Consider the following 25,646-nt stretch of genomic DNA (forward strand, 5'->3'; position numbering starts at 1 on the left):
TAGGCAGATCCCGCGTGACCGATACGTCGCAAAGCGAAGAGGTGCGCACCCTTGAGGTGAGCGAGGACGAGCTGGCCCGGCGGCGGGCGGCGCGGGCCGAGCGGCCCTATGACATGCGGCGGCTGTCCTATGCGGGGACGTTTAAGAACCCGTTCAAGGCGAACACGATCCGCACCATCGAATGGTTGACGGCGAAGGTCACGCTCTTGCGGTTGATCCGGGATTTCGAGCGGACGGGAGCGCCGCAGGGTGCGCCTTTCTGGCCCAAGGCGATCCGTCAGATGGGGATAACGATCCAGACGCCGCCCGAAGAGATTGCCCTTATCCCGAAGACGGGGCCACTGGTGGTGGTGTCGAACCATCCGTCGGGGTTGGTCGATGGGATGGTGTTGGCCGAGATGGTCAATCGTGTGCGGTCGGATTTCAAGATCCTGACGCGGTCCTTGCTGACGGGGATACCGGAGGTCGAGGAATTCATGATCCCGGTGCCTTTTCCGCATGAGGATAATGCGCGGGAACTGGGCCTGCAGATGCGGGACGAGACGATGAAGCACCTGAAGGCGGGCGGGGTGATCATCCTGTTCCCCGCTGGCAAGGTGGCGATGAGCGAGGGCTGGTGGGGGCCAGCTGTGGAGGCGGAGTGGAACGTCTTCACCCATAAGATCGTGCGGTCATCGGGGGCGACGATCCTGCCGGTATTCTTCCCCGGCCAGAATTCGCGTGCGTTCCAGATTGCCAACCAGATCAGCGACACGCTGCGGCAGGGTCTGCTGCTGTATGAGATCAAGCGTTGTTTGTTCAAGCCGACACGGCCCGTGATCGGCCCGCCGATCCCGGCGACGGAATTGAAAAACTGGGAGGGGAACCCGCGAGGGTTTCTGGCCTGGCTGAGGGAATATACGCTTTCACTGAAAGGGTAGGGCGGGGTTTCCCGTCTCTTGAGGCGGCGGCGATTTCTGACGCAGAAATCGCGTCGGAATTTGACGCAAATTCCGGGTGGGCGACCGCTGGTCGCCTATTTGCGGGACGGTGGGGCCGATTTCTGCGTCAGAAATCGGTGCGGAAACTGCGTCAGTTTCCGCGATTTCAGCGTGTTGGGACGGGGGTTTCACCGCGATAGTCGTAAAAACCGCGCTGGGTTTTTCGGCCGAGCCAGCCTGCCTCGACATATTTTGTCAGAAGCGGGCAGGGCCGATATTTCGTATCCGCCAGACCGTCATGCAGCACGTTCATGATGGCAAGGCAGGTGTCCAGGCCGATGAAATCGGCCAGCTCTAGCGGCCCCATCGGGTGGTTCGCGCCGAGTTTGAGCGATTCGTCGATGGATTTCACGTTCCCGACGCCTTCGTAAAGCGTGTAGACGGCCTCGTTGATCATCGGCATCAGGATGCGGTTGACGATAAAGGCCGGGAAATCTTCGGCACTGGCGGCGGTTTTGCCGAGTTTCTTCACCACCTCATGCAGACTATCCCATGTGTCCTGATCGGTGGCGATACCGCGGATCAGTTCGACCAGCTGCATCACGGGGACGGGGTTCATGAAGTGGAAGCCCATGAATTTTTCGGGCCGATCCGTGCGCGAGGCAAGCCGCGTGATGGAGATTGACGAGGTGTTGGAGGTCAGGATGGTCGAGGGTTTGAGATGGGGCAGCAAATCCTCGAAAATCGCCTGTTTGACGGTTTCGCGTTCGGTCGCGGCTTCGATGATGAGGTCGGTGGGGCCGACATCGGCAAGGCGCAGCGTGGTGCGGATGCGGCCTTGCGCGGCGGCCTTTTCTTCGGCGGTGATCTTGCCACGCGCGACTTGGCGGTCGAGGTTTTTCTCGATCGTGGCAAGCGCCTTGTCGATGCTGGCTTGGCTGATATCGGTCAGGAGCACGTCATAGCCCGCAAGGGCGAAGACATGGGCGATGCCATTGCCCATCTGGCCTGCGCCGACGACGCCTACGCTGCGGATTTCTGCCATGCCACCCACTCCTTCATTCGCGCCCGAACCTTATGCATCGGCGCGGGGGGCGCGCAAGCGGTGGTGGGCCGAATGCGGAAATCTTTAGCTGAATTGCGAGTTTAACCCCCCGTTCATGCCTTTGCGGCAAGGCTGTTGGTGGGTGAATTCATGTGGGGTGGGCTATGGCCTATGATTATGCGGGCGAGGGGTCGCTCGACTACATGCCCTGTCGTTATGGGCGGTCTCGGTTGTTGTTCCGGGGGCCGCGGCGCGATCTTTCGGGGCGGTTCGTTGCGGTTCTGGGCGGGATTGAGGCTTATGGGCGATATATCCCAAAGCCCTATCCGGCTTTGGTTGAGGCGGGGTTGGGGGCAAAGGTGTTGAACCTTGGCTGTCCCAATGCCGGGCCGGATGCGTGGCTGGGCGATCCTTCGATGATGGATGTTGTGGCGCGGGCCGAGGTGGTGGTGGTGCAGGTGCCGGGGGCGGCGGATCTGTCGAACCGGTTCTACACGGTGCATCCGCGCCGGAACGACCGGTTTTTGCGCGCGTCACCCCTGTTGCAAACGATCTATCGGGGGGTGGATTTCACCGATTTCAACTTTACCCGCCACATGCTGCGGTCCCTTTTTGATGCCGATCCGGCGCGGTTCGCGCTGGTGGCGCAAGAGTTGCGGGCGTCTTGGTTGGCACGCATGGCGGCGTTGTTGGCGGCGATCCCGGGGCGAAAGGTCCTGCTGTGGATGGGGGAGAGGCCGCCGGGGCCACGGCGGGATGCGCCTTTCGGCGAGCCGGTGCTTGTGGATGCGCCGATGATGGCAGAGGTGGCGGCACGGGCTGATGTGGTGGTGACGGCGGTGCCAAGCGATGCCGCGCGGGCGCAGGGGACGGAGGGAATGGTCTTTCCGGCCTTGGCGGAGCCGGCGGCGCGGGGGTTGCCGGGATTGGCCGCGCATGAGGAGGTGGCGGCGGCGCTGATCCCGGTGCTGCGGGGGGTGATGTGAAAAGGGCGCGGGTTTCCCCGCGCCCCCTCGTTCCGTGATCCTGAAGGGATCAGAGTTTTTCGATCATTTCCGGCACAGCGGTGAAGAGGTCGGCCACGAGGCCGTAATCGGCCACTTGGAAGATCGGGGCCTCTTCGTCCTTGTTGATCGCGACGATGACCTTGCTGTCTTTCATGCCTGCAAGGTGCTGGATCGCGCCAGAGATGCCCACAGCGACATAGAGCGTGGGGGCGACGACCTTGCCGGTCTGGCCCACCTGCCAGTCGTTCGGGGCATAGCCCGAGTCGACGGCGGCGCGGGAGGCACCAACGGCGGCGCCGAGCTTGTCGGCCAGTTTCTCAATCAATGCGAAGTCGGCTTGGGAGCCAACGCCACGACCACCAGAGACGACGATGCCAGCCGAGGTGAGTTCCGGGCGGTCAGACGCGGCGACCTTGTCTTCGACCCAAGACGACAGCGAACCGTCGGCGGCGACAGCGACCTTTTCAACGGCGGCGCTGCCCGTGCTGGCGGCGGCGTTGAAGGAGGCGGTGCGAACGGTGAGGACCTTTTTGCCGTCCGAGGATTTCACCGTCTGGATCGCGTTGCCCGCATAGATCGGGCGTTCGAAAGTGTCGGCGTCCACGACAGCGGTCACGTCCGAGATCACCATCACGTCCAGCAGAGCGGCAGCGCGCGGCAGGACGTTCTTGGAGAAGGCGGTCGCGGCGGCGGCGATGTGGCTGTAATTGCCAGCCAGCGAGACGATCAGGGCGGCGGTCGCCTCGGCCATCCCATGGTCATAGGCGGCGTCATCGGCGTGAAGGACCTTGGAGGCACCGTCGAGCTTTGCCGCCTCGGCCGCCGCAGTTGCGGAGGTGCCTGCGACGAGGATGTGAACCTCGCCCAGAGCGTTCACGGCGGAGAGGGCCTTGGCGACGGCGTCGGTGGCCAGTTGGCCATCATTCACATCGGCGAGAAGAAGAACGGCCATCTTAGATCACCCCTGCTTCGTCTTTGAGTTTCGCGATGAGTTCCTCGATCGAACCCACTTTCACGCCTGCCTTGCGGCCTGCCGGTTCCACGCTTTTCACCACGGAGAGGCGGGGGGCGACGTCCACGCCATAATCGGCGGGGGTCTTGGTGGCCAAGGGTTTGGTCTTGGCCTTCATGATGTTCGGGAGCGATGCATAGCGCGGTTCGTTCAGGCGCAGATCGACCGAGATGATGGTCGGCAGCTTGACGGCAATGGTTTGGAGGCCGCCATCGACTTCGCGCGTCACCTTGGCGGTATCGCCTTCGATGGCGACTTCCGACGCGAAGGTGGCCTGCGACCAGCCCAAGAGGGCCGAAAGCATCTGGCCTGTGGCGTTCATGTCATTGTCGATCGCCTGCTTGCCGCAGAGGACGAGGCCGGGGCCTTCTTCCTTGACCACACCAGCCAGCAGCTTTGCCACGGCCAGCGGTTCGATATCGGTATGCACATCGGCGGCGGCTTCGATCAGGATGGCGCGGTCGGCACCCATGGCGAGCGCGGTGCGCAGGGTTTCCTGCGACTGCTTCACGCCGATGGAAACGACGACGACTTCGGTCGCGATGCCCTTTTCCTTGAGCCGGATCGCCTCTTCGACGGCAATCTCGTCAAAGGGGTTCATCGACATCTTGACGTTGGCGAGATCGACGCCGGAACCATCCGCCTTTACGCGGACCTTCACGTTGTAGTCGATCACACGTTTGACAGGCACCAAGACCTTCATCGCGCATCTCCTTATTGCGGTCCGACGGGCGGACCTCACCCAAGCTCTCGGTCAGGTAGTTAGACCGTATGACCCGACAGCAACAGACCAAATACGACAGGTCCGCGCGTCGAGACGTCGCGTTTTTCTGGCGGGATCAGCCTTCGCGGGTCAGGCCGGGCACCCAGAGGACGTCGGCGCGGCCATCGTCATTGGCGATGCGGCCTGCGACGAAGAACCAGTCGGACAGGCGGTTGAGGTATTTCACCGCCTCAGGGTTGACCGATTCCATGGTGGCGAGTTCGACCGTCAGGCGTTCGGCGCGGCGGCAGACGGTGCGGCAGAGGTGAAGCTGCGCGGCAAGGGGCGAGCCGCCGGGCAGGATGAAGCTGCGCAGGGGTTGCAGGCGGGCATTCATCGCGTCGATTTCGCGTTCGAGCCGCTGGACCTGTGCCTCTTGCATCCTGAGGGGGGTGTAGGGGAGCGTAGCGTCCAAATGCATGTCGGGCGTGCAGAGATCGGCCCCGAGGTCGAAAAGATCGTTCGAGATGCGGGCGAGGGACTTGTCCATTTCCGGGTCGGCATGGAGGCGGGCAAGGCCGACGGTGGCGTTGGTTTCATCCACGGTGCCATAGGCCGAGACGCGGGTGGCGTGTTTGGCCACGCGCGCGCCGTTGCCAAGTGCGGTTTCCCCGGCATCGCCGGTCTTGGTGTAGATTTTCGACAGGACGACCATGAGTTACCCTTTGGAATGCAGATAGGCGAAGGCGACGATCAGGGCCACGGCCACGGCTTGGGCGATGATGCGATAGCGCATGATGCGGTTGGCGTGTTTGCGGTTGAAGTCGCCACCTTTGGCGAAGCCGCCGATGCCCACCATCAGGATGGCGAGAACGGCAAAGGCCGCGAGTGCGGCGATGATGAAAAGCGGATCGGAGAGCATGGCGTTTCCCTGTGGTTGGGGCGTGATCTAGCGGGGATCGGCGAAAAGGCGAATGCCCAAGATGCCGCGCCCCATCTTGGCATGCGTGTCAGCCCTTGGCGATGGCGCGGTCCAGAAGACGGGTGGGCAGGAGGCGGCGCAGGAGGCCCGCGATATAGGTGGGCGTGGTGACGTAATAGCGCGCACGGGGGCGAGGGCTTTCCACCGCGTGGATCAATTTGGCCGTGACGGCGGAGCAGGGGAGTTCGAAGCGGTCTTTCTTGGCCGAAGGTTTGTAGAGCCTATCGCGCAGGGCGGCGTATTCGTCGCGGCGGGCGGAGTTTTCCCAATCAATCCACTTTTCGAAATGGGGGATGGCGTTCTGGCGGATGCGGGTGCCGATGGGGCCGGGTTCGATCAGGATCACCTCGACCCCCGTGCCGGTCATTTCAAGGCGCAGGACATCGGACAGGCCTTCAAGGGCAAATTTGGTTGAAACATAGGCCCCGCGCCATTTCGCGCCGACAAGGCCAAGCACAGAAGAGCATTGCACGATGCGGCCATGGCCTTGCGCCCGGAAGGTGGGGATCAGGCGGCGCGACAGGTCGTGATAGCCGAAGAGGTTGGTTTCAAAGATTTCGCGCAAGGCGCCACGCGGCAGGTCTTCGACGGCGCCGGGGCAGGCGAAGGCGCCGTTGTTGAAGAGTGCGTCTAGGCGGCCATCGGTGCGGGAGAGGGTTTCTTCGACCGCCCGCGCGATGCTGTCTTCGGAGGCGTAGTCGAGGGGAAAGCTTTCCAGCCCCTCTGCGATCAGGCGGTCACAATCGCCTTGCTGGCGGCAGGTGGCAAAGACACGCCAGCCGCGCGCCTTGAGCGCGTGGGCGGCATGGTGGCCGATGCCGGAAGAGCAGCCGGTAATGAGGATCGTACGCATGTGCCTGCCCTTGCCGTTTTTATGCTTTGGCATGGTTTAGGCAGCGTGGCGCAGCTTTGCAATCTGCGGGATCAGTCAGAGGCCGGGAAGAGCGAATAGGTGGAGAGCGAGGGCGGTTCGGTTGAGATCAGGCGGCGATGAACGAAGCCTTCGACTCCGTCGCCTTCGATGCGGATATGGACCCAGTCGCCGACCTGTTCGACCATCTGAACGATCTCGCCCCGTGTGACACGATCCACGATGGCGCCATTGCGGCTGGCGGCGTCGCGAACATTGGCCGCTTCGGCGGTGATGGTGCGCAGGATGACGGTGGGGTTGTTGAAATCGTTGAAGGCGGGTTCGGCGGGTTGTTCCAAGACGGCAGGCGTCGGCGCGGCCTTTGTGACGGGCAGGATGCGGATCGTGTCGGCAGGGGCTGCCGCGCGGATCACGGGCGCGTCTTCGGCAACGTCTGGTTCCGTTTCGGCCAGTGTGACGGATGGGCTGGTAAGCTCGATGGCATAGGCACCGCGTAGGCCCATGCGTTCCTGACCGCGGTCTTCGCCGCCGATCAGCAGAGCAAGGTAAAGGCCAGCGCCGCAGAAAATGAGATAACGAAACATGAGGATACCCGACTCACCACACCCAAAAGTATGTCCTTTCCCTAGCATGATTCGCACATTGTTTGAGCGGAAAATGGCCTGTTTGGACTTCTGTCTTTTGCGGGGTGGTCTGCCGGAGGAGGGATGCGGTTTCGGCTGGACCGGGGGCGCGTGGCGAATTACACAACATGCATGTCAGATACGCCCGAGAGCCCCAAGATAGAGCCTGTCCTTGTCGCAGAGCCGCTAAGCCGTGCGATCGGTGAGCGATATTTGACCTATGCGCTGTCGACCATCATGCACCGCGCGTTGCCGGATGCGCGGGATGGGTTGAAGCCGGTGCATCGCCGGATTCTCTATGCGATGCGGGAATTGCGGCTGAGTTCGACAGGGGGATTCCGCAAGTCGGCCAAGATCAGCGGCGATGTGATGGGGAACTATCACCCGCATGGGGATGCCGCGATCTATGACGCGATGGCGCGTTTGGCGCAGGATTTCAACGTTCGTTACCCACTGGTCGATGGGCAGGGGAACTTTGGCAATATTGACGGGGATAACCCGGCGGCCAGCCGCTATACCGAGGCGCGGCTGACGGCGATTGCCGAAACGCTGATGGAAGGGCTGGCGGAAAACGCGGTCGATTTCCGCCCGAACTATGACGGCACGCTGGAAGAACCCGTCGTGATGCCAGCGGCCTTTCCCAACCTGTTGGCGAATGGCGCGAGCGGGATCGCCGTGGGGATGGCCACGAATATCCCGCCGCATAATCTGGATGAGTTGATCGGGGCCTGCCATGCGATGCTGGGCAATCCGGGCATCACGGACGAGGAATTGGTGGGTTTCGTGCCGGGGCCGGATTTCCCGACGGGCGGGGTTCTGGTGGAGCCGAAGGCCAATATCCTTGAGGCCTACCGTACCGGGCGCGGCAGTTTTCGGCTGCGCGCGAAATGGGAGGTGGAGGATCTGGGGCGCGGCACGTGGCAGATCGTGGTCACGGAGATTCCCTATCAGGTGCAGAAGGGCAAGCTGATCGAAAAGCTGGCCGAGCTGATCACGACGAAGAAGATCCCGCTCTTGGCAGATGTGCGGGACGAAAGCGCCGATGACGTGCGCATCGTTCTGGAGCCGCGGGCGCGGACGGTGGAACCCGATGTCCTGATGGGCACGCTGTTCAAGAACAGCGATCTGGAGATCCGCTTCAGCCTGAACATGAATGTGCTGATCGACGGCAAGGTGCCGAAGGTGTGCAGCCTGAAAGAGGTGCTGCGGGCCTTCCTTGACCATCGGCGCGATGTGTTGCGGCGGCGGTCGGAACACCGGATGGAAAAGATCGACCATCGGTTGGAGGTTCTGGAAGGCTTTATCATCGCCTTCCTGAATCTGGATCGGGTGATTGACATCATCCGCTATGACGACGATCCCAAGCGCGCCTTGATGGCCGAGGATTGGGGCAAGGATCACAAGCGGGCGACGTCGGAGAAGGATTATGTCTCGCCCCCTCTTGGTGAAGGGGAACTGACCGAGGTTCAGGCGGAAGCCATCTTGAACATGCGGCTGCGGTCTTTGCGGCGTCTGGAAGAGATGGAGCTGATCCGCGAGCGCGATGCGCTGATGAAAGAGCGGGCCGATCTGGCCGATCTTTTGGAAAGCGAAAAGCGGCAGTGGAAGAAGATCGGGGCGGAGCTTGAAGAAATCCGCAAGCAGTTTGGCAAGGATACGGTGATCGGTCGGCGGCGCACCACATTTGCCGAGATGGGCGATGTGGAAGAGGTGCCGTTTGAGGCGATGATCGAGCGGGAACCCATCACGGTGATCTGTTCCAAGATGGGATGGATCCGCGCGATGAAGGGGCATGTCGCGCTGGACACCGAGGTGAAGTTCAAGGACGGCGATGAGGGGCGGTTCATCTTCCACGCCGAGACCACGGACAAGATTTTGCTGATCGGGTCGAACGGGCGGTTCTATACGCTTTTGGGCGCGAACCTGCCGGGTGGGCGGGGCATGGGGGAACCCGTGCGTCTGATGGTCGATCTGCCGAATGAGGCGGAGATCACCGATCTGATGATTTTCCGCCCCGGCGAGAAGTTGTTGGTGGCGTCCACGGCGGGGGATGGGTTCGTGGTGCCGTCGGATGAGGTGCTGGCCCAGACACGGGCGGGCAAGCAGGTGCTGACGGTGAAGGATGGGGTGAAGACCGCGCTGTGCCGTCGGGTTTCGGGCGATAGCGTGGCGGTGGTGGGGGATAACCGCAAGCTGCTGGTCTTCCCGCTGGCGGAATTGCCCGAGATGGCCAAGGGCAAGGGCGTGCGGTTGCAGAAATACAAGGATGGCGGGCTGTCGGATGCCGTCACCTTCACGCTGACCGATGGGCTTTCGTGGAAAGACCCGGCGGGGCGGACGCGGACCGAGGCCGATCTGACCGAATGGCAGGGGCCGCGAGCGGGCGCGGGCAAGATGGCGCCGCGCGGGTTCCCGAGGGACAATCGATTTACGTAAGATGATTTGAGGACGGCATTTGATGGATCAAACCGGGGAGTTGCGCGTTTCCTACCGGGGTGATCCGGCGAAGCTGTTTCCGCTGGCGCTGGGGACCGGGGTTCTGGGCGTGATCACGCTGGGCATCTATCGGTTCTGGGCCAAGGCGCGCATCCGGCGGCATGTCTGGGGGCAAGTGCGGGTGGGCGATGACGCCATGGAATTCACCGGCACGGGGCTGGAGATGTTCCTTGGCTTTCTAATGGCGGTGGTGGCGCTGGCTGTCTATCTGGCGCTGGTGCAACTGATCCTCTTCGCGGTGGGGATACGGTTCGTTCTGGACCCACAAAACCAGATGGAAGAGGTGGCGCAGGGGATTTCCATCGCGCTGTCCTTTCTGGCGGTGCTGCCCCTGATGCTGTTCGCGGCCTATCGGGCGCGGCGCTACAAGCTGGCGCGGACGCGGCTGCGGGGGATACGCTTTGCGATGGAAAATGCGGCTGGCGGCTACATGCTGCGCGGGTTGTTTTACCTGCTGCTGACAGTGGGATCGGCGGGGGTGCTGTGGCCGCTGATGACCTATCGGCTGGAGGCCTTTATGACCGAGCGGACATGGTATGGTAGCGCGCGGTTTCGGCAGGGAGGGCGGTGGACGGGGCTATATGGAGCCTATTTTCATGTGCTTGTCGGGATTGGGATGCTGGTTCTGGCGGTGGCTGCCGGTGTGGCGGGGATGGAGTGGCAGGCGGGGCTATTGGGGGCCTTGGGTGTGATCTGGGGGATGATCGGGTTGGTGATCTATCGGGTCCGGGCCTTTGCCTATCTGATGTCCCATAAGGAGATGGACGGTGGCCTTGGCTTTCGCGCGGTGCCACGGGCGGGGCGGGTGGTCTGGCTTTACCTCAAGGGCGTCGTCATCGTGGGCCTTTTGGGGGGGATCGGGTCGGCGGCGATCTTTGCGCCCTTGGGGAGTTTGATGGCAGGGGTGGAGGAGCCTTCGGCCCTGCTGGCCTTTGAATTCGCGGTGCTGGGTTTCTTGGCCTATCTTTTGGTGCTGACGGTGTTCGGGGCGCTGACGCTTGTTTTCATCAACCAGCCGATCCTTGGGCATTTCGTCGACAGCGTGACGGTGACGGGTGCGGATGCGCTGGATGCGGTGCGGCAGCGGGCATCGGACCGTGGCGCGGATGCCGAAGGTTTGGCCGATGCTCTGGATATGGGCGGGGCCTTTTGATGGCCCCCGCGCCAGAAGAGGCCGTTTGGTTCGACGGGGTTTCCGCGCGGCGGCAGGCGGTGGTGGTGGAGGTTTCGCCCGACGGGCGTGCCTTGCGTTTCGGGCGCGAAGTTTGGCCCTTGGATCGGCTGCGGCGGATCGAGGGGGAGGCGCTGGTTCTGGCGCTGGCCGTGGCGGATGGGGACGAGTTGCCGCGCGATCCGGCGCGTTTGGTGCTGGCCGAGGGTGCGTTGGCGGCATGGGTCAGGGCCGAGGCGAAGGGTTTGGCGCGGCGTGATGTCAGGCGCGGCACGGGGGTGAAGGTCGCGGGGCGCATCGTTCTGGCGGGGGTGGCGCTGGCGGCGATACTGTTCGTGTTCTTGCCGCGGATTTCGGACCTTTTGGCCGATCAATTGCCTTTGGCGCAGGAGGTGGCCTTTGGGCAGGCCGTGCTGCGGCAGGTAGAGGGGATGCTGGGCGCGGAGGGAAGCCTCGTTTGCGACAACCCGGCGGGGGGGGCCGCGTTGGAAAAGATGGGGCGGCGGCTGACCGAGGGGCAGGGGCTGCGCTATGATATTGATCTGGCGGTGTTCGACCATGAGATGCTGAACGCCTTTGCCGCGCCGGGGGGCCATGTGGTGATCCTGCGCGGGTTGCTGGATGAGGCGGAAAGCCCTGAAGAGGTGGCAGGGGTTCTGGCGCATGAGATCGGCCATGTGGAGGCGCGCGATCCGGTGCGGCTGGCCTTTCGGGCGGCGGGATCGGCGGGGATATTGGCGCTGGTTCTTGGCGATGTGACCGGGGGAACGGTGATCGGCTTGGCAGGCGATTATGTCCTGCGGGCGTCTTACACGCGCGAGGCAGAGGCGGCGGCGGATGACTTTGCCTTTGATCTGCTGGCGCGGACGGGGGTGGGGACGGAAGGACTTGCCGCCTTTTTCGATCGGATCGAGGGGATGGGGGGCGACGTGCCCGAGATTCTGTCCAGCCATCCGGCAAGCGGCAATCGAGCGGAGGCCGCGCGGGCGGGTGGGGGTAAGGCGGATGAGCCTGTGCTGAGCGATGTGGAATGGCGGGCGTTGCGCGGCATCTGCGGGTAAAAATGCGCCCGGAACGCGTTTGTTCCGGGCTTGCACTCGGTATCGACCATAACGGAGGCAAGGCGGCAGGCGCCCGATGTCCGTTGACCATGACAATGCGGCGAAAGGACGTGTCGGGCAACCGTCCGTTCGTCGAAAAAGATACATCTTTGGTATAGGTTTTTTGGCTGGGCCTATTGGCTCGGCGCGTGCCGCCCGGAACAGGAAGCCTGCCCCGGACGCGCACTCGTTACTCTACACGAACGGGCGGGAGGGGGCTTGCGCCCGGTGCCCATTCGACCGTGAACATACACCGCTCGGCCCCCGCTTAAAAGATCAAGCAAGTGACCTATCCAGAAGATTCCGCAGATGTGACCGAAAGCCAGACCCCGCCTTCGGGACGAAGGGTAAGGATCATGACGGGTTTGGGGTCTTTGCCGGGGATGCGGGCAAAGCGGAAGCGGGCAAGCAGGGTGGCGAGGATGATGACCGCCTCTTGGATCGCGAAATTCGCGCCGATGCAGATGCGGGGGCCATCACCGAAAGGCAGGAAGGCGAAACGGTCGGTCTGATGGCCGGGGGCGAACCGGTCGGGATCGAAGCTGTCGGGGTTGGGCCAGAGCTTTTTGTGGCGATGCAGCGCATAGATCGGCAGGATGACGGTATCACCGCGCCGCACCTCGCGCCCGCAAAGCTCGTCGTTTTTCTGGGCGGTGCGCGACAGGAAGGCGGCGGGCGGGTAGAGGCGAAGGGTTTCGTCGATGACCTGCCGGATGAAGGGCAGGCGCGGCACGTCTTCGGCCGTTGCCGTGCGCGGGCCGAGGATGGACTGTGCTTCGGCCCGCGCGCGGTCTTGCAGGGCGGGGTCGAAGGCCATCAGATAGAGCGCCCAAGACAGGGTGAGGGCCGTGGTTTCATGGCCCGCGACGATGAAGGTCAGAAGGTTATCCCTGATCTCTTCGGTCGTCATCTTGCGGCCTGACTTCGGGTCTTCTCCTGCCATCAGAAGATCGAGCAGATCGGGCATCGGATTGCTGCCCTTTTCGCTGCGGCGACGGTCGATGGTGGCGTCTGCCATCTTTTTCATATCGCGCAGGCCAGGGCCGGAAAGCATGCGCGAGGGGCGCGGCACCCAAGGCGGTGCGCCGATCACGTCAAGGAGGGAAATCTTTGCCGTCTGGCCAATATAGGCATCGATGGCCTTGTGGACGGCGTCACGATCAAAACCGTCGTTACCGGAAAAGGTGACGTCCGAGATCACCTCGAAGGTGGCGGTGACCATTTCGTCAAAGGCATCGGCGGCGCGGCCCGCGGCGGCGGCAAAGCGGGCCGAGGCGCGGTCGGCGGCGGCGGTCATCACGGGGGCGAGGTTTGCGACGTTGCGATGCGAAAAGACGGGGGCGGCGGTGCGGCGCTGCCACAGCCATTCCTGCCCTTCGGCGATGAACATCGACTGTCCGATGGCCGGGGCGAGCATGAGTTTGGTCACATCGGATTTGGGGTAATCCTCGACCCGGTCGCGCAGCACGCGGCGAAGCGCGTCGGGGTCCATCACCATATGCCAGCGTTTGCCGCGCGGGTTTGAGATGATGGGGGCGTGGGTGGCGATTTCGGGGATCAGTTCCAGCACATTGCGGCGGCCCGCACGGAGTGTGCCGAGGATGCCGAGCGGTTCCGTCGCCAGGGGAACGCGGACGGGAAGTGGGGCATCCTTGGCGGTATGGGTTGCGGCATCGCGGGGCATGGGGCGCGGTCCTCCTTGCCGAGGAAGATAGGCGGGGGGATGCCCTGCGGAAAGGGCAACCGTTGCGCGACGGGCGCGCAGCCGCTATCCGGGGGGAAGGCCGACGGGGCCGCGAATGACGGGAGAACTCATGCTGAACCTGCGCCATGTGGCCCTTGTCTGCGGGCTGGGCCTGCTGTCTGCCTGCGGGGCGAGCGATCTGGAAGAGCCGCCGGTGCCGCTGGGGGATTTTGCGCTGGGCCTGAACATCGTCGTGGCGGACAATGTGCAGAAGGTGCCGATTTCGCGGGAAGCATCGCCCGATGAGTGGGAAGAGGTGATGAAAGCGGCAGTCGCGGCGCGGTTCGGGCGATATCAGGGTGGGCGGCTTTACAATATCGGGATCTCGGTCGACGGCTATGCGCTGGCCCCGCCCGGTATTCCAGTTGTGGCGGCGCCGAAATCGGTGCTTGTGATTACGGCGAATGTCTGGGACGACGCGACGCAGACAAAGCTGAACCCTGAGGGCGAGCAGTTCACGGTGTTCGAGGGCGTGTCAGGCGAGACGGTCATCGGATCGGGGCTGACGCGCAGCAAGCGCAAGCAGATGGAAGTACTGTCCTATAACGCAGTGAAGCGGGTGGAGGATTGGCTGGTGCGCCATCCCGAATGGTTCCCGACTGATGGGTCGTTGCCCGTGCCCTTGCCCGCAGACGGGGAGGCGGCGGCGGTGCCTGCGACGGCCGTTGCCGCGCCCGCGGCTGCCCCGGTGGCCCCGGCCTCTGGCACGACGGCGGCACCGGGAACGGTGGCCGTTCCTTTGCCGCCGCCGCAACCGGTGGTGCCGATCCCCGGCCCATCGCTTCCCTAAGCGACGGGTCGTAGTGCGGCGGGCCAAAGGCGCGCCCTTTCGGCTTGATTTTCCCCTGTGGGCGGCTTAATTCGCCGCCCGTGTAGCACAGGGCCCGTCCGGGCCCCCCAATCCGAAGGCCCGAGGACATGGCAAAGGCAAAGTTTGAACGGACGAAACCGCACGTCAACATTGGCACGATTGGCCACGTTGACCACGGCAAGACGACGCTGACGGCTGCGATCACGAAGTATTTTGGCGAATTCCGCGCCTATGACCAGATCGACGGTGCGCCGGAAGAGCGTGCGCGTGGGATCACGATTTCGACGGCGCATGTGGAATACGAGTCGGAAGCACGTCACTACGCGCATGTCGACTGCCCCGGCCACGCCGACTATGTGAAGAACATGATCACGGGCGCGGCGCAGATGGACGGCGCGATTCTGGTGTGTTCTGCTGCTGACGGCCCGATGCCGCAGACGCGTGAGCACATTCTTCTGGGCCGTCAGGTGGGCATCCCCTACATGGTGGTGTTCATGAACAAGGTGGACCAGGTCGATGACCCGGAACTTCTTGAACTGGTTGAGATGGAAATCCGCGAACTGCTGTCGTCCTACGACTATCCGGGCGATGACATTCCGATCATCAAGGGGTCTGCGCTGCACGCGATGAACGGCACCGAGAAGGCGATTGGCGAGGATGCGATCCGCGCCCTGATCGCGGCGGTTGACGAATACATCCCGACGCCGGCGCGCGCTGTTGACCAGCCCTTCCTGATGCCGATCGAAGACGTGTTCTCGATCTCGGGTCGTGGGACGGTTGTGACGGGCCGTGTGGAGCGTGGCGTGATCAACGTCGGCGACGAAGTTGAGATCGTGGGCATCCGTCCGACGAAGAAGTCGGTTTGCACGGGTGTTGAGATGTTCCGCAAGCTTCTGGACCGTGGGGAAGCGGGCGACAACATCGGCGCGCTGCTGCGCGGTGTGGACCGTGACGGCGTTGAGCGTGGTCAGGTTCTGTGCAAGCCGGGTTCGGTGAAGCCGCACACGAAGTTCGAAGCTGAGGCCTACATCCTGACGAAGGAAGAAGGTGGCCGTCACACGCCGTTCTTTGCGAACTACCGCCCGCAGTTCTACTTCCGCACGACGGACGTGACGGGGACGGTTGAGCTTCCCGAGGGCACCGAGATGGTGATGCCTGGCGACAACCTGAAGTTCAACGTGTCGCTGATCGCGCCGATCGCGATGGAAGAGAAGCTGCGCTTCGCCATCCGCGAAGGCGGCCGCACCGTCGGCGCCGGCGTGGTGTCGAAGATCATCGAGTGATCGAACAGGTAGGAGGGGCAGTAATGCCCGTCCTACGGAATGAACGCGCGGGGGTGACCCCGCGCGTTTTTCTTTGTAATTTTGCCTCATCATGAGGGAGGCACCGATGGACCTGACGATCTGACCTGCGTTTTCACCTGAAACGACGATCAGCGAGGTTCATCCTATGCCATTTCTGAACGCGGATGCGGTGCATCCCCTGATGTTTCCTGATGGCAGCGTGCATCCTGACATGGTGCATCTGGCGCGTGTCATCGACCATCCGAACATCACGGTGGGCGATTACAGCTATGCCAATGATTTCGACCCACCCGCGCCTGACGGATGGGCGGCGCGGCTGGCCCCCTATCTTTATCCGGGTGCGCCAGAACGGTTGCGGATCGGGCGGTTTTGCCAGATCGCGCATGGGGTGCGGATCATTACCGCATCGGCCAATCACGCGATGGGGGGCATTTCCACCTATCCCTTTGGTGTCTTTGACCCTGCCACGCTTGAGGGTTTTCGCGACAGCTTTGCGGACCTGCCCGATAGCGAGATCGGGCATGATGTCTGGATTGGGCATGCGGCGCTGATCTTGCCCGGCGCGCGGATTGGCAGCGGCGCCATCATCGGCGCGGGGGCGGTGGTGGCGGGCGCGGTTGCGCCTTACTCGATCGTTGCGGGAAACCCGGCGCGGGTGATCCGGCTACGGTTTTCCGAGGCCGATGTGGCGCGCCTATTGGAGATTGCTTGGTGGGATTGGGAGCTTGCGCGCATCCGTGCGGCGCTGCCTGCGCTGATGGCTGGGGATGTGGCGGCGCTGGCTATGTGTTGAGGCGGGGAAAGAAAATCACGGCACCGGGATTTCCCCGGTGCGGCCCCCCTTGATTTCCCTCCCACCATGCCGTAACCCCCCCGCAGGCCTAGGGGTATAGCTCAGTTGGTAGAGCATCGGTCTCCAAAACCGAGGGTCGCGGGTTCGAGTCCTGCTGCCCCTGCCAGGCCAGATGCGCGCAATGCGCCCTGTCTCCCTTGAATCAGGCAGCCATCCGGCGTATCTCGGCGCCAAACCAATCGTTCGGACGTGACCCATGGCCAAGACTAACCCCTTCACCTTCCTGCAGCAGGTGCGCACCGAAGTCGGCAAGGTGGTCTGGCCCACGCGGCGCGAGGTTCTGCTGACCACGATCATGGTCTTTATCATGGCGGCGCTGACGGCGACCTTCTTCAGCCTTGTCGATCTGGGGATTCGGACCGGGCTGCGGATGCTGTTCGGCTAAGGCCGGTTTTGCCTTGAATTCGGGGGGGCGCGCCTGTATCTGCGCCCCTGATCAGGGACACAAGGCGCGCAGCGATTCGGGTTGCGCGCTGTTTTTTGTTCCCGAAAGCAGTGAAATTTGCGGGGTTCGACCCCAAAGAAGCAGGATGGACGAGGCATGGCGAAGCGCTGGTATTCGGTGAGCGTTCTCTCGAATTTCGAGAAGAAAGTGGCCGAGCAGATCAAGCAAGCCGTGATTGACGCCGGTCTTCAGGAGGAGATCGACGAGGTGCTGGTGCCGACCGAAGAGGTGATCGAGGTGCGGCGCGGCAAGAAGGTGACGAGCGAGCGTCGCTTCATGCCCGGCTATGTGCTGGTGCGGATGGAGATGAGCAACCGCGGCTATCACCTGATTTCGTCGATCAACCGGGTGACCGGGTTCCTTGGCCCGCAGGGCAAGCCGATGCCGATGCGGGATGCCGAGGTGAACGCCATCCTCAACCGTGTCGAGGAAGGGGAGGCGCAGCCGCGCAACCTGATCCGTTTCGACATCGGCGAGAAGGTGAAGGTCACCGACGGGCCCTTTGAAGGGTTTGACGGGATGGTGGAAGAGGTCGACGAGGACCACAGCCGCCTGAAGGTTTCGGTTTCGATCTTCGGCCGGGCGACCCCGGTGGAACTGGAATTCACGCAGGTGTCGAAAGGCGTCTGACGTGCATCGCGTGGGAGGCGAGCGCCCCTGAGGGGTGACGGACCGGACCACTAAACCGCATCTTCGGATGCTGTGACAAAGGAGATGGCCCATGGCCAAGAAAGTAATCGGCAGCCTTAAGCTGCAAGTGAAGGCTCAGCAAGCCAACCCGTCGCCCCCGGTTGGTCCGGCGCTGGGTCAGCGCGGGCTGAACATCATGGCCTTCGTGAAGGAATTCAACGCGAAGACCGCCGACATCCCGCCGGGCACCCCGACGCCCGTCGTGATCACCTATTATCAGGACAAGTCGTTCAGCCTTGAGCTGAAGACGGCGCCGGCGTCCTATCTGCTGAAGACCGCTGCCGGTCTGCCGCCGGTGGGCAAGCGCAACCGTCCGAAGGGTTCGACCAAGCCAGGCCGCGAAGTTGCGGGCACGGTGACTGTGGCGCAGATCCGCCAGATCGCCGAAACGAAGATGAAGGACCTGAACGCCAATTCCGTGGAAGCTGCGATGCAGATCATCCTTGGTTCGGCGAAGTCCTGCGGCATCGAAGTGAAGGGCTGAGATCATGGCAAAGCTCGGTAAGCGCGCGCGTGCAGCGCAGGAGATTTTCGGCACCGCGACCAACGTTTCGGTCGAGGATGCGGTGGCTCTGATCAAGAAGGCGGCTTCGGCCAAGTTCGACGAGACGGTCGAGATCGCGATGAACCTTGGCGTCGACCCGCGCCATGCGGACCAGATGGTGCGCGGCGTGGTGCAACTGCCGAACGGCACGGGCAAGACCGTGCGCGTTGCAGTGTTCGCCCGTGGGGCCAAGGCCGATGAGGCCAAGGCCGCTGGTGCGGATATCGTGGGTGCGGAAGACCTGATGGAAACCATCATGGGCGGCAAGATCGAATTCGATCGCTGCATCGCGACCCCCGACCTGATGCCGCTGGTTGGCCGTCTGGGTAAGATCCTTGGCCCGCGCAACCTGATGCCGAACCCGAAGGTTGGCACGGTGACGATGGATGTGAAATCCGCCGTCGAGGCCGCCAAGGGTGGTGAAGTGCAGTTCAAGGTCGAAAAGGCCGGTGTGGTGCATGGCGGCGTCGGCAAGGTGTCGTTTGATGCCGAAAAGCTGGCCCAGAACATCCGCGCCTTCGTGGATGCGGTGAACCGCGCCAAGCCGTCGGGGGCGAAAGGGGCCTATCTGAAGAAGGTCTCGTTGTCGTCGACGATGGGGCCGGGCGTTTCGGTTGACCTGTCCTCGGCAACCTCGAACTGATCTGTTTCACCGGCCCCCTTGCGGGGCCGGTTTTACTTTATGTGCGGGTTAATCTGGGATGACGAACGTTTCGATTACGCTTGTCTCCGTCCTGCGCGAACCTCTTCCCAATCTTTTGCGGTTTATCACGTGGCACCGTCGTCAGGGCGTAAGTGCCTTTCGGTTTTATTTTGATGATCCCGCCGATCCGGCCATTGCGGCGCTGGTCGATGTGGCGGATGTGGTTTGCGTTCCCTGCACGGCTGCGTTTTGGGAAAGCCTTGGGTTGGCCACCGATGAGCGGTTTACCAAACGGCAATGCGCTGCGCTGACCCATGGGTATCGGCAGGTGACCGAAGGCTGGGTCGCCGTTTGTGATGGGGATGAGTTCTTTCACGTTGAAGTGGGGGGACTGGCCCCGGTTTTGAGCGGCGTGGCCCCTGAGGTGGCGGCCGTGCGCTTTGAGCCTGCCGAGGTGATCCAGACTGATGCTGCGGATGGGATGATGCGGTTCCGCACCCCGATGCCGCGAAAGGCGATTGACCGTATCTATGGCGCGGCGGGTCTGCTTGTGCGGCGGAACATGGGGTTGGTCGGGCATCGTCAGGGGAAGTCGATCACGCGGGCGAGGCAGGAGGTCGGTGCCATTCGCCAGCATTGGGCGCAGGATGCTGCGGGGAATATGCTGCCTGAGGTGGTGCTGGACCGGACGGCCGGGGCCTATCTGCTGCATTTCTTCGATCGTGGATATGAGTCTTGGCGGGCAAAACTGGCTTGGCGGATTGGTTCATGGGGCTTTGCCTCGGCGATCCGGGAGCATTTGGCGCCACTGCATCTGGCCTTGCAGGGCGGGGCTGATGAGGCTGCGGAGGACACGCTGCGGGCGGAATACCGGGCCTTGCATCATTTCGACGCGGCAAAGATCGCGGATTTGGACAAGATCGGCTGTCTTTATCAATTGCCTGAGACGGAGTTTTCGAAGATCGATCCCGATCTGGCCGGGTTACTGGGCGCCTGATCCTGCCGATCAGGGTTGCGTGATGTCGGCGGCGAGGTGGCTCGCGACGTAGGAAGGGGCTTGGAAAGGCGGCGGGGAAAGACTATGCACCCCCAATGCCACGCCTGCGTGATTCGTCACGGGGATGGCATGCTTTGTCCGAGACGGTGGGTGGCGCGGCCTTACGTGCCTTAATCTTCCTGCCTGAGATGGGGTTCGAGACGATTTCACGGGCTTCGCCCGGTGACATGGCTCTTGGGACTGCATCATGGACCCGAACGCCCCTTTCGGGGGGCAGACATGAGCCGGGGGGAAACCCCCACACTTGGAGTGAAACTGTGGATAGAGCCCAGAAAGAGAAAGTGGTCGAGGAACTCGGCCAGATCTTCGAAAGCTCTGGCGTTGTGGTGGTTGCCCACTACACGGGTATGACGGTTGCACAGATGCAGGACCTGCGCGCAAAAATGCGCGAAGTTGGTGGGTCCGTGCGCGTTGCCAAGAACAAGCTCGCCAAGATCGCCCTTGAAGGGAAGCCCGGCGCTAAGATGGGTGACCTTCTCACGGGTATGACCGTGCTTGCCTATTCGGAAGACCCTGTCGCAGCAGCGAAGGTGACCGAGGCCTATGCCAAGACGAACGACAAGTTCGTCATCCTTGGCGGGTCCATGGGCGGCGAGGTTCTGGACCAGGCTGGTGTGAAAGCCGTGGCCTCCATGCCGTCGCGTGAAGAGCTTATCGCTCAGATCGTGTCGTGCATCGGTGCGCCCGCGTCGAACATCGCCGGGGCCATTGGCGCGCCTGCATCGAACATCGCGAGCATCCTGTCGACGATCGAGGAAAAGGCCGCGGCCTGATCCCCGACATATCCGCGTGGTTGACCCCATCGCGTTGGAACCCATCTTAACCTTACGGAATGAGCAAAATGGCTGATCTTAACAAACTCGCCGAAGACATCGTCGGCCTGACCCTCCTGCAGGCTCAGGAACTGAAGACCATCCTGAAGGACAAGTACGGCATCGAGCCCGCCGCTGGTGGCGCTGTGATGATGGCGGCTGGTCCGGCTGCGGCTGCTGCCCCGGCTGAAGAAGAAAAGACCGAATTCGACGTCGTCCTGACGGATGCCGGCGCGAACAAGATCAACGTGATCAAAGTTGTGCGCGAAATCACCGGTCTGGGCCTGAAGGAAGCCAAGGACCTGACCGAAGCCGGTGGCAAGGTCAAGGAAGGCATCTCCAAGGCCGATGCCGAGGCGATGAAGAAGAAGTTCGAAGAGGCTGGCGCCAAGGTCGAACTGAAGTAATCGGGCGGGATGCGCAGCGCATCCTGACATCGGTTTTCAGGCTGGGTCGGGGAATTCCCCGGCCCAGCCGAACCTGTCTTGAAAGGGGCATCTGACAGCCCAGGGCATGAATGCCCCTTTCAAGGCGCGGTTCCAGATTCGGGAGCCCCTCCGGTGGGACGGGGGGCATGAATGGGATCTGACCCCCTTATCGCAAGAGGCGCGCGCCCGTGGCCCCGACGGACCCGCGCCAGCGACACGAGAAAAAGGTGACGACGCACATGGCGCAAGCTTACGTTGGCCAGAAACGCATCCGCCGCTATTACGGCAAGATCCGCGAAGTCCTGGATATGCCGAACCTCATTGAGGTTCAGAAATCCTCATATGACCTGTTCCTGAAGTCCGGTGATGCGGACAAGCCGCTGGATGGCGAAGGGATTCAGGGGACGTTCCAATCGGTGTTCCCGATCAAGGACTTCAACGAGACGGCGGTTCTGGAATTCGTGAAATACGAATTGGAAAAGCCGAAATATGACGTGGACGAGTGCCAGCAGCGTGACATGACCTATGCGGCGCCCTTGAAGGTGACGCTGCGCCTGATCGTGTTCGATGTTGATGAAACCACCGGCGCGCGGTCGGTGAAGGACATCAAGGAACAGGATGTCTACATGGGCGACATGCCCCTGATGACATCGAACGGCACGTTCATCGTGAACGGGACGGAGCGGGTCATCGTGTCCCAGATGCACCGGTCGCCCGGCGTGTTCTTTGACCATGACAAGGGCAAGACGCATTCCAGCGGCAAACTGCTGTTCACCTGCCGGATCATTCCCTATCGCGGGTCTTGGCTGGATTTCGAATTCGACGCCAAGGATATCGTCTTTGCGCGCATCGACCGCCGCCGCAAGCTGCCGGTGACGACACTGCTTTATGCGTTGGGCATGGATCAGGAAGGCATCATGGATGCCTATTACGACACCGTGACCTTCAAGCATGTGAAGAACAAGGGCTGGGTGACCAAGTTCTTCCCGAACCGTGTTTCGGGCACGCGCCCGACTTATGACCTTGTGGATGCCGCCACGGGCGAGGTGATCCTGAAGGCGGGCGAAAAGGCCACGCCGCGGATGGTGAAGAAGTGGAAGGATGAGGGCACGGTGACGGAACTGCTGGTTCCGTTCGACCACATCATTGGCCGCTATGTCGCCAAGGACATCATCAACGAAGAGACGGGCGAAATCTGGGTCGAGGCCGGCGACGAGCTGACCATGGAGTACGACCGGGACGGCGCTGCCAAGGGTGGCACGGTCAAGCTGCTCTTGGATCAGGGGATCACGGAGATCCCGGTGCTGGACATCGACAATATCAATGTCGGCCCCTACATGCGCAACACCATGGCCGCCGACAAGAACATGGGCCGCGACACCGCGCTGATGGACATCTATCGCGTGATGCGCCCGGGCGAACCGCCGACCGTGGAAGCGGCAAGCGCGCTGTTCGATACGCTGTTCTTCGACAAGGAACGCTATGACCTGTCGGCCGTGGGCCGGGTCAAGATGAACATGCGTCTGGACCTGCAGAAGCCCGATACCCAGCGCACGCTGGACCGCGAGGATATCATCGCCTGCATCAAGGCGCTGTGCGATCTGCGCGATGGGCGGGGCGAGATTGACGATATCGACCACCTCGGCAACCGTCGTGTGCGGTCTGTCGGTGAGTTGATGGAGAACCAGTATCGCGTTGGCCTTCTTCGGATGGAACGCGCGATCAAGGAGCGGATGTCGTCGGTTGAAATCGACACGATCATGCCGCAGGACCTGATCAACGCGAAGCCCGCGGCGGCGGCGGTGCGTGAATTCTTCGGCTCTTCGCAGCTGTCGCAGTTCATGGACCAGACGAACCCGCTGTCGGAAGTGACGCATAAGCGCCGTCTGTCGGCGCTTGGCCCGGGCGGTCTGACGCGGGAACGCGCAGGCTTCGAAGTGCGCGACGTGCACCCGACGCATTATGGCCGGATGTGCCCCATCGAGACGCCAGAAGGCCAGAACATCGGCCTTATCAACTCGCTCGCGACCTTTGCGCGGGTGAACAAGTATGGCTTCATCGAAACCCCCTATCGCAAGGTGGTGGATGCCAAGGTGACCGATGAGGTCATCTATATGTCGGCAACCGAAGAGATGCGGCATACCGTGGCGCAGGCCAACGCGAACCAGGATGGCGAGGGCAAGTTCCTTGACGACCTGATCTCCAGCCGGAAGGCCGGGGAATTCATGTTGAACCCGCCGGAAGCCATCGACCTGATCGACGTGTCGCCGAAGCAGCTTGTTTCGGTGGCGGCCTCGCTGATCCCGTTCCTTGAGAATGACGACGCGAACCGCGCACTGATGGGGTCGAACATGCAGCGTCAGGCGGTGCCGCTGCTGCAGTCGGACGCGCCCTTCGTGGGAACGGGGATCGAGGCCGTGGTGGCCCGCGATTCCGGTGCCGCGATCATGGCGCGGCGGTCGGGCGTGATCGACCAAGTCGACGCGACGCGTATCGTTGTGCGCGCGACCGAGATGCTGGAACCCGGCGAACCCGGCGTGGACATCTATCGTCTGCGCAAGTTCAAGCGTTCCAACCAGTCGTCCTGCATCAACCAGCGCCCGCTGGTGAAGGTGGGTGATCGGGTGGAGCGTGGCGAGGTGATCGCCGACGGCCCCTGCACCGACATGGGCGAACTGGCCCTTGGCCGGAACGTCGTCGTGGCCTTCATGCCGTGGAATGGCTATAACTACGAGGACTCCATCCTCATTTCCGAGCGTATCCTGCGCGATGACGTGTTCACCTCGATTCATATCGAGGAATATGAGGTCGCGGCGCGGGACACGAAGCTTGGCCCTGAAGAGATCACGCGGGATATCCCGAACGTGGGCGAAGAAGCGCTGCGCAACCTTGATGAGGCTGGCATCGTCTATATCGGGGCCGAAGTGCAGCCGGGCGACATTCTGGTGGGCAAGATCACCCCCAAGGGCGAAAGCCCGATGACGCCGGAAGAAAAGCTTCTGCGCGCGATCTTTGGCGAAAAGGCGTCCGACGTGCGCGACACGTCGCTGCGCCTGCCGCCGGGGGCCTATGGCACGATCGTCGAAGTGCGGGTGTTCAACCGGCACGGCGTCGACAAGGACGAGCGCGCGCTGCAGATTGAGCGTGAGGAAGTCGAACGTCTGGCGCGGGACCGCGACGACGAGCTGGCGATCCTTGAGCGCAATATCTATTCGCGCCTCAAGACGTTGATCATGGGCAAGACCGCCGTGAAGGGGCCGAAGGGCATCAAGACCGGGTCGACCATTGATGACGAATTGCTGGGCACGCTGAGCCGTGGCCAGTGGTGGCAGCTTGCGCTGGGTGAAGAGGCCGAGGCGAAGGAAGTCGAGGCACTGCACGACCAGTTCGAGGCGCAGAAGCGCGCGCTGGAGCATCGTTTCGAAGATAAGGTCGAAAAGGTGCGCCGGGGCGACGATCTGCCTCCGGGCGTCATGAAGATGGTGAAGGTCTTCGTCGCGGTGAAGCGTAAGCTGCAGCCGGGCGACAAGATGGCCGGTCGCCACGGGAACAAGGGCGTTATCTCCAAGGTCGTGCCGATCGAGGACATGCCGTTCCTTGCCGATGGCACGCCGGTTGACCTTGTGCTGAACCCGCTGGGGGTGCCGTCGCGGATGAACGTGGGGCAGATCCTTGAGACCCATATGGGTTGGGCGGCGCGTGGCCTTGGCCTGCAGATCGACGAGGCGCTGAAAGAGTATCGTCGTTCCGGCGATATGACCCCGGTGCGCGAAGCGATGCGGATCGCCTATGGCGACGACACCTATGGCGAGGTCTTTGCCGGCCTTGACGAGGATGACCTGTTGGAGAAGGCGTCCTATGTGACGCGCGGCGTGCCGATCGCGACGCCGGTCTTCGACGGCGCCAAGGAGCAGGACGTCAATGACGCGCTGCGCCGGGCTGGGTTCGATCAGTCGGGCCAGTCGGAGGTGTTCGATGGCCGTTCGGGCGAGAAATTCGCCCGGAAGGTCACGGTGGGCGTCAAGTACATGCTGAAGCTGCATCACCTTGTCGACGACAAGCTGCATGCCCGTTCGACGGGGCCGTACTCGCTTGTCACCCAGCAGCCGCTGGGCGGGAAGGCGCAGTTCGGCGGTCAGCGTCTGGGGGAGATGGAGGTCTGGGCATTGGAAGCCTATGGCGCCGCCTATACCCTGCAAGAGATGCTGACAGTGAAGTCGGACGACGTGGCAGGCCGGACCAAGGTCTACGAGTCGATCGTCAAGGGCGAGGACAATTTCGAGGCGGGCGTTCCGGAAAGCTTCAACGTGCTTGTCAAGGAAGTCCGCGGCCTCGGCCTGAACATGGAACTCCTGGATGCGGAGGAGGAGTGACGGAAAGGCGGG

The 25,646-nt window shown here is 62.6% G+C and carries 24 protein-coding genes and 1 tRNA gene; 17 read left to right on the forward strand and 8 right to left on the reverse strand.

Annotated features, from left to right (window positions below):
- Window positions 1-14: 14 nt before the first annotated feature.
- Window positions 15-920 carry a lysophospholipid acyltransferase family protein gene (locus QF092_RS15465; RefSeq protein WP_281465203.1) on the forward strand — a complete coding sequence of 302 codons (906 nt, stop codon included), beginning with the start codon at window positions 15-17 and terminating at the stop codon, window positions 918-920.
- 166 nt (window positions 921-1,086) lie between these two features.
- Here the strand turns inward: QF092_RS15465 and QF092_RS15470 are convergent, their stop codons facing one another.
- Entirely contained in the window at window positions 1,087-1,965 is an 879-nt protein-coding gene (locus tag QF092_RS15470; RefSeq protein WP_281465205.1) for a 3-hydroxybutyryl-CoA dehydrogenase, read from the reverse strand.
- A gap of 164 nt (window positions 1,966-2,129) precedes the next feature.
- Between QF092_RS15470 and QF092_RS15475 the strand changes: the two genes are divergently transcribed.
- Window positions 2,130-2,951, forward strand: coding sequence for a DUF6473 family protein (locus QF092_RS15475; RefSeq protein ID WP_281465207.1), 822 nt, complete (start codon window positions 2,130-2,132; stop codon window positions 2,949-2,951).
- 49 nt (window positions 2,952-3,000) lie between these two features.
- Here the strand turns inward: QF092_RS15475 and QF092_RS15480 are convergent, their stop codons facing one another.
- From QF092_RS15480 to QF092_RS15505, 6 genes are all read right to left on the reverse strand, one after another.
- Window positions 3,001-3,924, reverse strand: a complete 924-nt coding sequence (locus QF092_RS15480) for an electron transfer flavoprotein subunit alpha/FixB family protein (protein ID WP_281465209.1) — start codon at window positions 3,922-3,924, stop codon at window positions 3,001-3,003.
- Between the two features lies 1 nt (window position 3,925).
- Entirely contained in the window at window positions 3,926-4,687 is a 762-nt protein-coding gene (locus QF092_RS15485) for an electron transfer flavoprotein subunit beta/FixA family protein (RefSeq protein WP_281465211.1), read from the reverse strand.
- Window positions 4,688-4,823: 136 nt separating this feature from the next.
- Window positions 4,824-5,402, reverse strand: a complete 579-nt coding sequence (locus QF092_RS15490; RefSeq protein WP_281465213.1) for a cob(I)yrinic acid a,c-diamide adenosyltransferase — start codon at window positions 5,400-5,402, stop codon at window positions 4,824-4,826.
- Between the two features lie 3 nt (window positions 5,403-5,405).
- Window positions 5,406-5,609 (reverse strand): twin transmembrane helix small protein, encoded by a 204-nt coding sequence (locus tag QF092_RS15495; RefSeq protein WP_281465215.1) that lies wholly within the window; start codon window positions 5,607-5,609, stop codon window positions 5,406-5,408.
- An 88-nt stretch (window positions 5,610-5,697) separates the two neighbouring features.
- Complete coding sequence (locus QF092_RS15500; protein ID WP_281465217.1) at window positions 5,698-6,522, reverse strand: SDR family oxidoreductase; 825 nt, start codon at window positions 6,520-6,522, stop codon at window positions 5,698-5,700.
- A 71-nt stretch (window positions 6,523-6,593) separates the two neighbouring features.
- Window positions 6,594-7,124: an SH3 domain-containing protein gene (locus QF092_RS15505; protein WP_281465219.1), complete on the reverse strand. Its 531-nt coding sequence runs from the start codon at window positions 7,122-7,124 to the stop codon at window positions 6,594-6,596.
- Window positions 7,125-7,295: 171 nt separating this feature from the next.
- Here QF092_RS15505 and QF092_RS15510 point away from each other — a divergent pair, with 171 nt between their 5' ends.
- Genes QF092_RS15510 through QF092_RS15520 form a run of 3 tightly spaced genes read left to right on the forward strand, consistent with a single transcriptional unit; the run spans window position 7,296 to window position 11,891 of the window.
- A complete protein-coding gene (locus QF092_RS15510; protein ID WP_281465221.1) occupies window positions 7,296-9,599 on the forward strand; it encodes a DNA topoisomerase IV subunit A in 2,304 nt (767 codons plus the stop codon).
- 22 nt (window positions 9,600-9,621) lie between these two features.
- Entirely contained in the window at window positions 9,622-10,812 is a 1,191-nt protein-coding gene (locus tag QF092_RS15515; protein WP_281465223.1) for a DUF898 family protein, read from the forward strand.
- Window positions 10,812-11,891, forward strand: a complete 1,080-nt coding sequence (locus tag QF092_RS15520; RefSeq protein WP_281465225.1) for a M48 family metallopeptidase — start codon at window positions 10,812-10,814, stop codon at window positions 11,889-11,891. The genes QF092_RS15515 and QF092_RS15520 overlap by 1 nt, the downstream gene beginning before the upstream one ends.
- A gap of 328 nt (window positions 11,892-12,219) precedes the next feature.
- Here the strand turns inward: QF092_RS15520 and QF092_RS15525 are convergent, their stop codons facing one another.
- The gene (locus QF092_RS15525; RefSeq protein WP_281465226.1) at window positions 12,220-13,614 is read right to left on the reverse strand and encodes a cytochrome P450; all 1,395 of its coding nucleotides are present in this window, start codon (window positions 13,612-13,614) and stop codon (window positions 12,220-12,222) included.
- A gap of 115 nt (window positions 13,615-13,729) precedes the next feature.
- On the opposite strand from QF092_RS15525, the gene QF092_RS15530 reads away from it, so the two are divergent.
- The 12 genes from QF092_RS15530 to rpoB all read left to right on the forward strand — a co-directional run bounded on the left by QF092_RS15530 (window position 13,730) and on the right by rpoB (window position 25,634).
- A complete protein-coding gene (locus tag QF092_RS15530) occupies window positions 13,730-14,464 on the forward strand; it encodes a hypothetical protein (protein WP_281465228.1) in 735 nt (244 codons plus the stop codon).
- A 128-nt stretch (window positions 14,465-14,592) separates the two neighbouring features.
- A complete protein-coding gene (tuf, locus tag QF092_RS15535; RefSeq protein WP_281465230.1) occupies window positions 14,593-15,768 on the forward strand; it encodes an elongation factor Tu in 1,176 nt (391 codons plus the stop codon).
- A gap of 166 nt (window positions 15,769-15,934) precedes the next feature.
- Window positions 15,935-16,582, forward strand: coding sequence for a CatB-related O-acetyltransferase (locus tag QF092_RS15540; RefSeq protein ID WP_281465232.1), 648 nt, complete (start codon window positions 15,935-15,937; stop codon window positions 16,580-16,582).
- A 90-nt stretch (window positions 16,583-16,672) separates the two neighbouring features.
- Window positions 16,673-16,748: transfer RNA gene (locus QF092_RS15545), tRNA-Trp, on the forward strand.
- A 90-nt stretch (window positions 16,749-16,838) separates the two neighbouring features.
- On the forward strand, window positions 16,839-17,027 hold the full coding sequence (gene secE, locus QF092_RS15550; protein WP_101921468.1) for a preprotein translocase subunit SecE: 189 nt from the start codon (window positions 16,839-16,841) through the stop codon (window positions 17,025-17,027).
- A gap of 156 nt (window positions 17,028-17,183) precedes the next feature.
- Complete coding sequence (nusG, locus tag QF092_RS15555) at window positions 17,184-17,717, forward strand: transcription termination/antitermination protein NusG (RefSeq protein ID WP_101921467.1); 534 nt, start codon at window positions 17,184-17,186, stop codon at window positions 17,715-17,717.
- Window positions 17,718-17,808: 91 nt separating this feature from the next.
- Window positions 17,809-18,261 carry a 50S ribosomal protein L11 gene (rplK, locus tag QF092_RS15560; protein ID WP_281465235.1) on the forward strand — a complete coding sequence of 151 codons (453 nt, stop codon included), beginning with the start codon at window positions 17,809-17,811 and terminating at the stop codon, window positions 18,259-18,261.
- Window positions 18,262-18,265: 4 nt separating this feature from the next.
- Window positions 18,266-18,964 (forward strand): 50S ribosomal protein L1, encoded by a 699-nt coding sequence (gene rplA / locus QF092_RS15565; protein ID WP_281465237.1) that lies wholly within the window; start codon window positions 18,266-18,268, stop codon window positions 18,962-18,964.
- Window positions 18,965-19,022: 58 nt separating this feature from the next.
- Window positions 19,023-19,961 (forward strand): glycosyltransferase family 2 protein, encoded by a 939-nt coding sequence (locus QF092_RS15570; protein WP_281465239.1) that lies wholly within the window; start codon window positions 19,023-19,025, stop codon window positions 19,959-19,961.
- Window positions 19,962-20,278: 317 nt separating this feature from the next.
- Window positions 20,279-20,794, forward strand: a complete 516-nt coding sequence (gene rplJ / locus QF092_RS15575) for a 50S ribosomal protein L10 (RefSeq protein WP_281465241.1) — start codon at window positions 20,279-20,281, stop codon at window positions 20,792-20,794.
- Between the two features lie 68 nt (window positions 20,795-20,862).
- Window positions 20,863-21,240 (forward strand): 50S ribosomal protein L7/L12, encoded by a 378-nt coding sequence (gene rplL, locus QF092_RS15580; protein WP_281465243.1) that lies wholly within the window; start codon window positions 20,863-20,865, stop codon window positions 21,238-21,240.
- 260 nt (window positions 21,241-21,500) lie between these two features.
- Entirely contained in the window at window positions 21,501-25,634 is a 4,134-nt protein-coding gene (gene rpoB / locus QF092_RS15585) for a DNA-directed RNA polymerase subunit beta (protein ID WP_281465245.1), read from the forward strand.
- The last annotated feature ends 12 nt before the right edge of the window (window positions 25,635-25,646 follow it).

It is taken from the genome of Fuscovulum ytuae, from assembly GCF_029953595.1.
In the GTDB taxonomy this organism is placed as follows: Bacteria; Pseudomonadota; Alphaproteobacteria; order Rhodobacterales; family Rhodobacteraceae; genus Paragemmobacter; species Paragemmobacter ytuae.

Coding starts and splice junctions, on each gene's coding strand:
- QF092_RS15470 (WP_281465205.1), bottom strand. CDS start 1,965: ATGGCAGAAATCCGCAGCGTAGGCGTCGTCGGCGCAGGCCAGATGGGC.
- QF092_RS15475 (WP_281465207.1), top strand. CDS start 2,130: ATGGCCTATGATTATGCGGGCGAGGGGTCGCTCGACTACATGCCCTGT.
- QF092_RS15480 (WP_281465209.1), bottom strand. CDS start 3,924: ATGGCCGTTCTTCTTCTCGCCGATGTGAATGATGGCCAACTGGCCACC.
- QF092_RS15485 (WP_281465211.1), bottom strand. CDS start 4,687: ATGAAGGTCTTGGTGCCTGTCAAACGTGTGATCGACTACAACGTGAAG.
- QF092_RS15490 (WP_281465213.1), bottom strand. CDS start 5,402: ATGGTCGTCCTGTCGAAAATCTACACCAAGACCGGCGATGCCGGGGAA.
- QF092_RS15495 (WP_281465215.1), bottom strand. CDS start 5,609: ATGCTCTCCGATCCGCTTTTCATCATCGCCGCACTCGCGGCCTTTGCC.
- QF092_RS15500 (WP_281465217.1), bottom strand. CDS start 6,522: ATGCGTACGATCCTCATTACCGGCTGCTCTTCCGGCATCGGCCACCAT.
- QF092_RS15505 (WP_281465219.1), bottom strand. CDS start 7,124: ATGTTTCGTTATCTCATTTTCTGCGGCGCTGGCCTTTACCTTGCTCTG.
- QF092_RS15510 (WP_281465221.1), top strand. CDS start 7,296: ATGTCAGATACGCCCGAGAGCCCCAAGATAGAGCCTGTCCTTGTCGCA.
- QF092_RS15515 (WP_281465223.1), top strand. CDS start 9,622: ATGGATCAAACCGGGGAGTTGCGCGTTTCCTACCGGGGTGATCCGGCG.
- QF092_RS15520 (WP_281465225.1), top strand. CDS start 10,812: ATGGCCCCCGCGCCAGAAGAGGCCGTTTGGTTCGACGGGGTTTCCGCG.
- QF092_RS15525 (WP_281465226.1), bottom strand. CDS start 13,614: ATGCCCCGCGATGCCGCAACCCATACCGCCAAGGATGCCCCACTTCCC.
- QF092_RS15530 (WP_281465228.1), top strand. CDS start 13,730: ATGACGGGAGAACTCATGCTGAACCTGCGCCATGTGGCCCTTGTCTGC.
- tuf (WP_281465230.1), top strand. CDS start 14,593: ATGGCAAAGGCAAAGTTTGAACGGACGAAACCGCACGTCAACATTGGC.
- QF092_RS15540 (WP_281465232.1), top strand. CDS start 15,935: ATGCCATTTCTGAACGCGGATGCGGTGCATCCCCTGATGTTTCCTGAT.
- secE (WP_101921468.1), top strand. CDS start 16,839: ATGGCCAAGACTAACCCCTTCACCTTCCTGCAGCAGGTGCGCACCGAA.
- nusG (WP_101921467.1), top strand. CDS start 17,184: ATGGCGAAGCGCTGGTATTCGGTGAGCGTTCTCTCGAATTTCGAGAAG.
- rplK (WP_281465235.1), top strand. CDS start 17,809: ATGGCCAAGAAAGTAATCGGCAGCCTTAAGCTGCAAGTGAAGGCTCAG.
- rplA (WP_281465237.1), top strand. CDS start 18,266: ATGGCAAAGCTCGGTAAGCGCGCGCGTGCAGCGCAGGAGATTTTCGGC.
- QF092_RS15570 (WP_281465239.1), top strand. CDS start 19,023: ATGACGAACGTTTCGATTACGCTTGTCTCCGTCCTGCGCGAACCTCTT.
- rplL (WP_281465243.1), top strand. CDS start 20,863: ATGGCTGATCTTAACAAACTCGCCGAAGACATCGTCGGCCTGACCCTC.
- rpoB (WP_281465245.1), top strand. CDS start 21,501: ATGGCGCAAGCTTACGTTGGCCAGAAACGCATCCGCCGCTATTACGGC.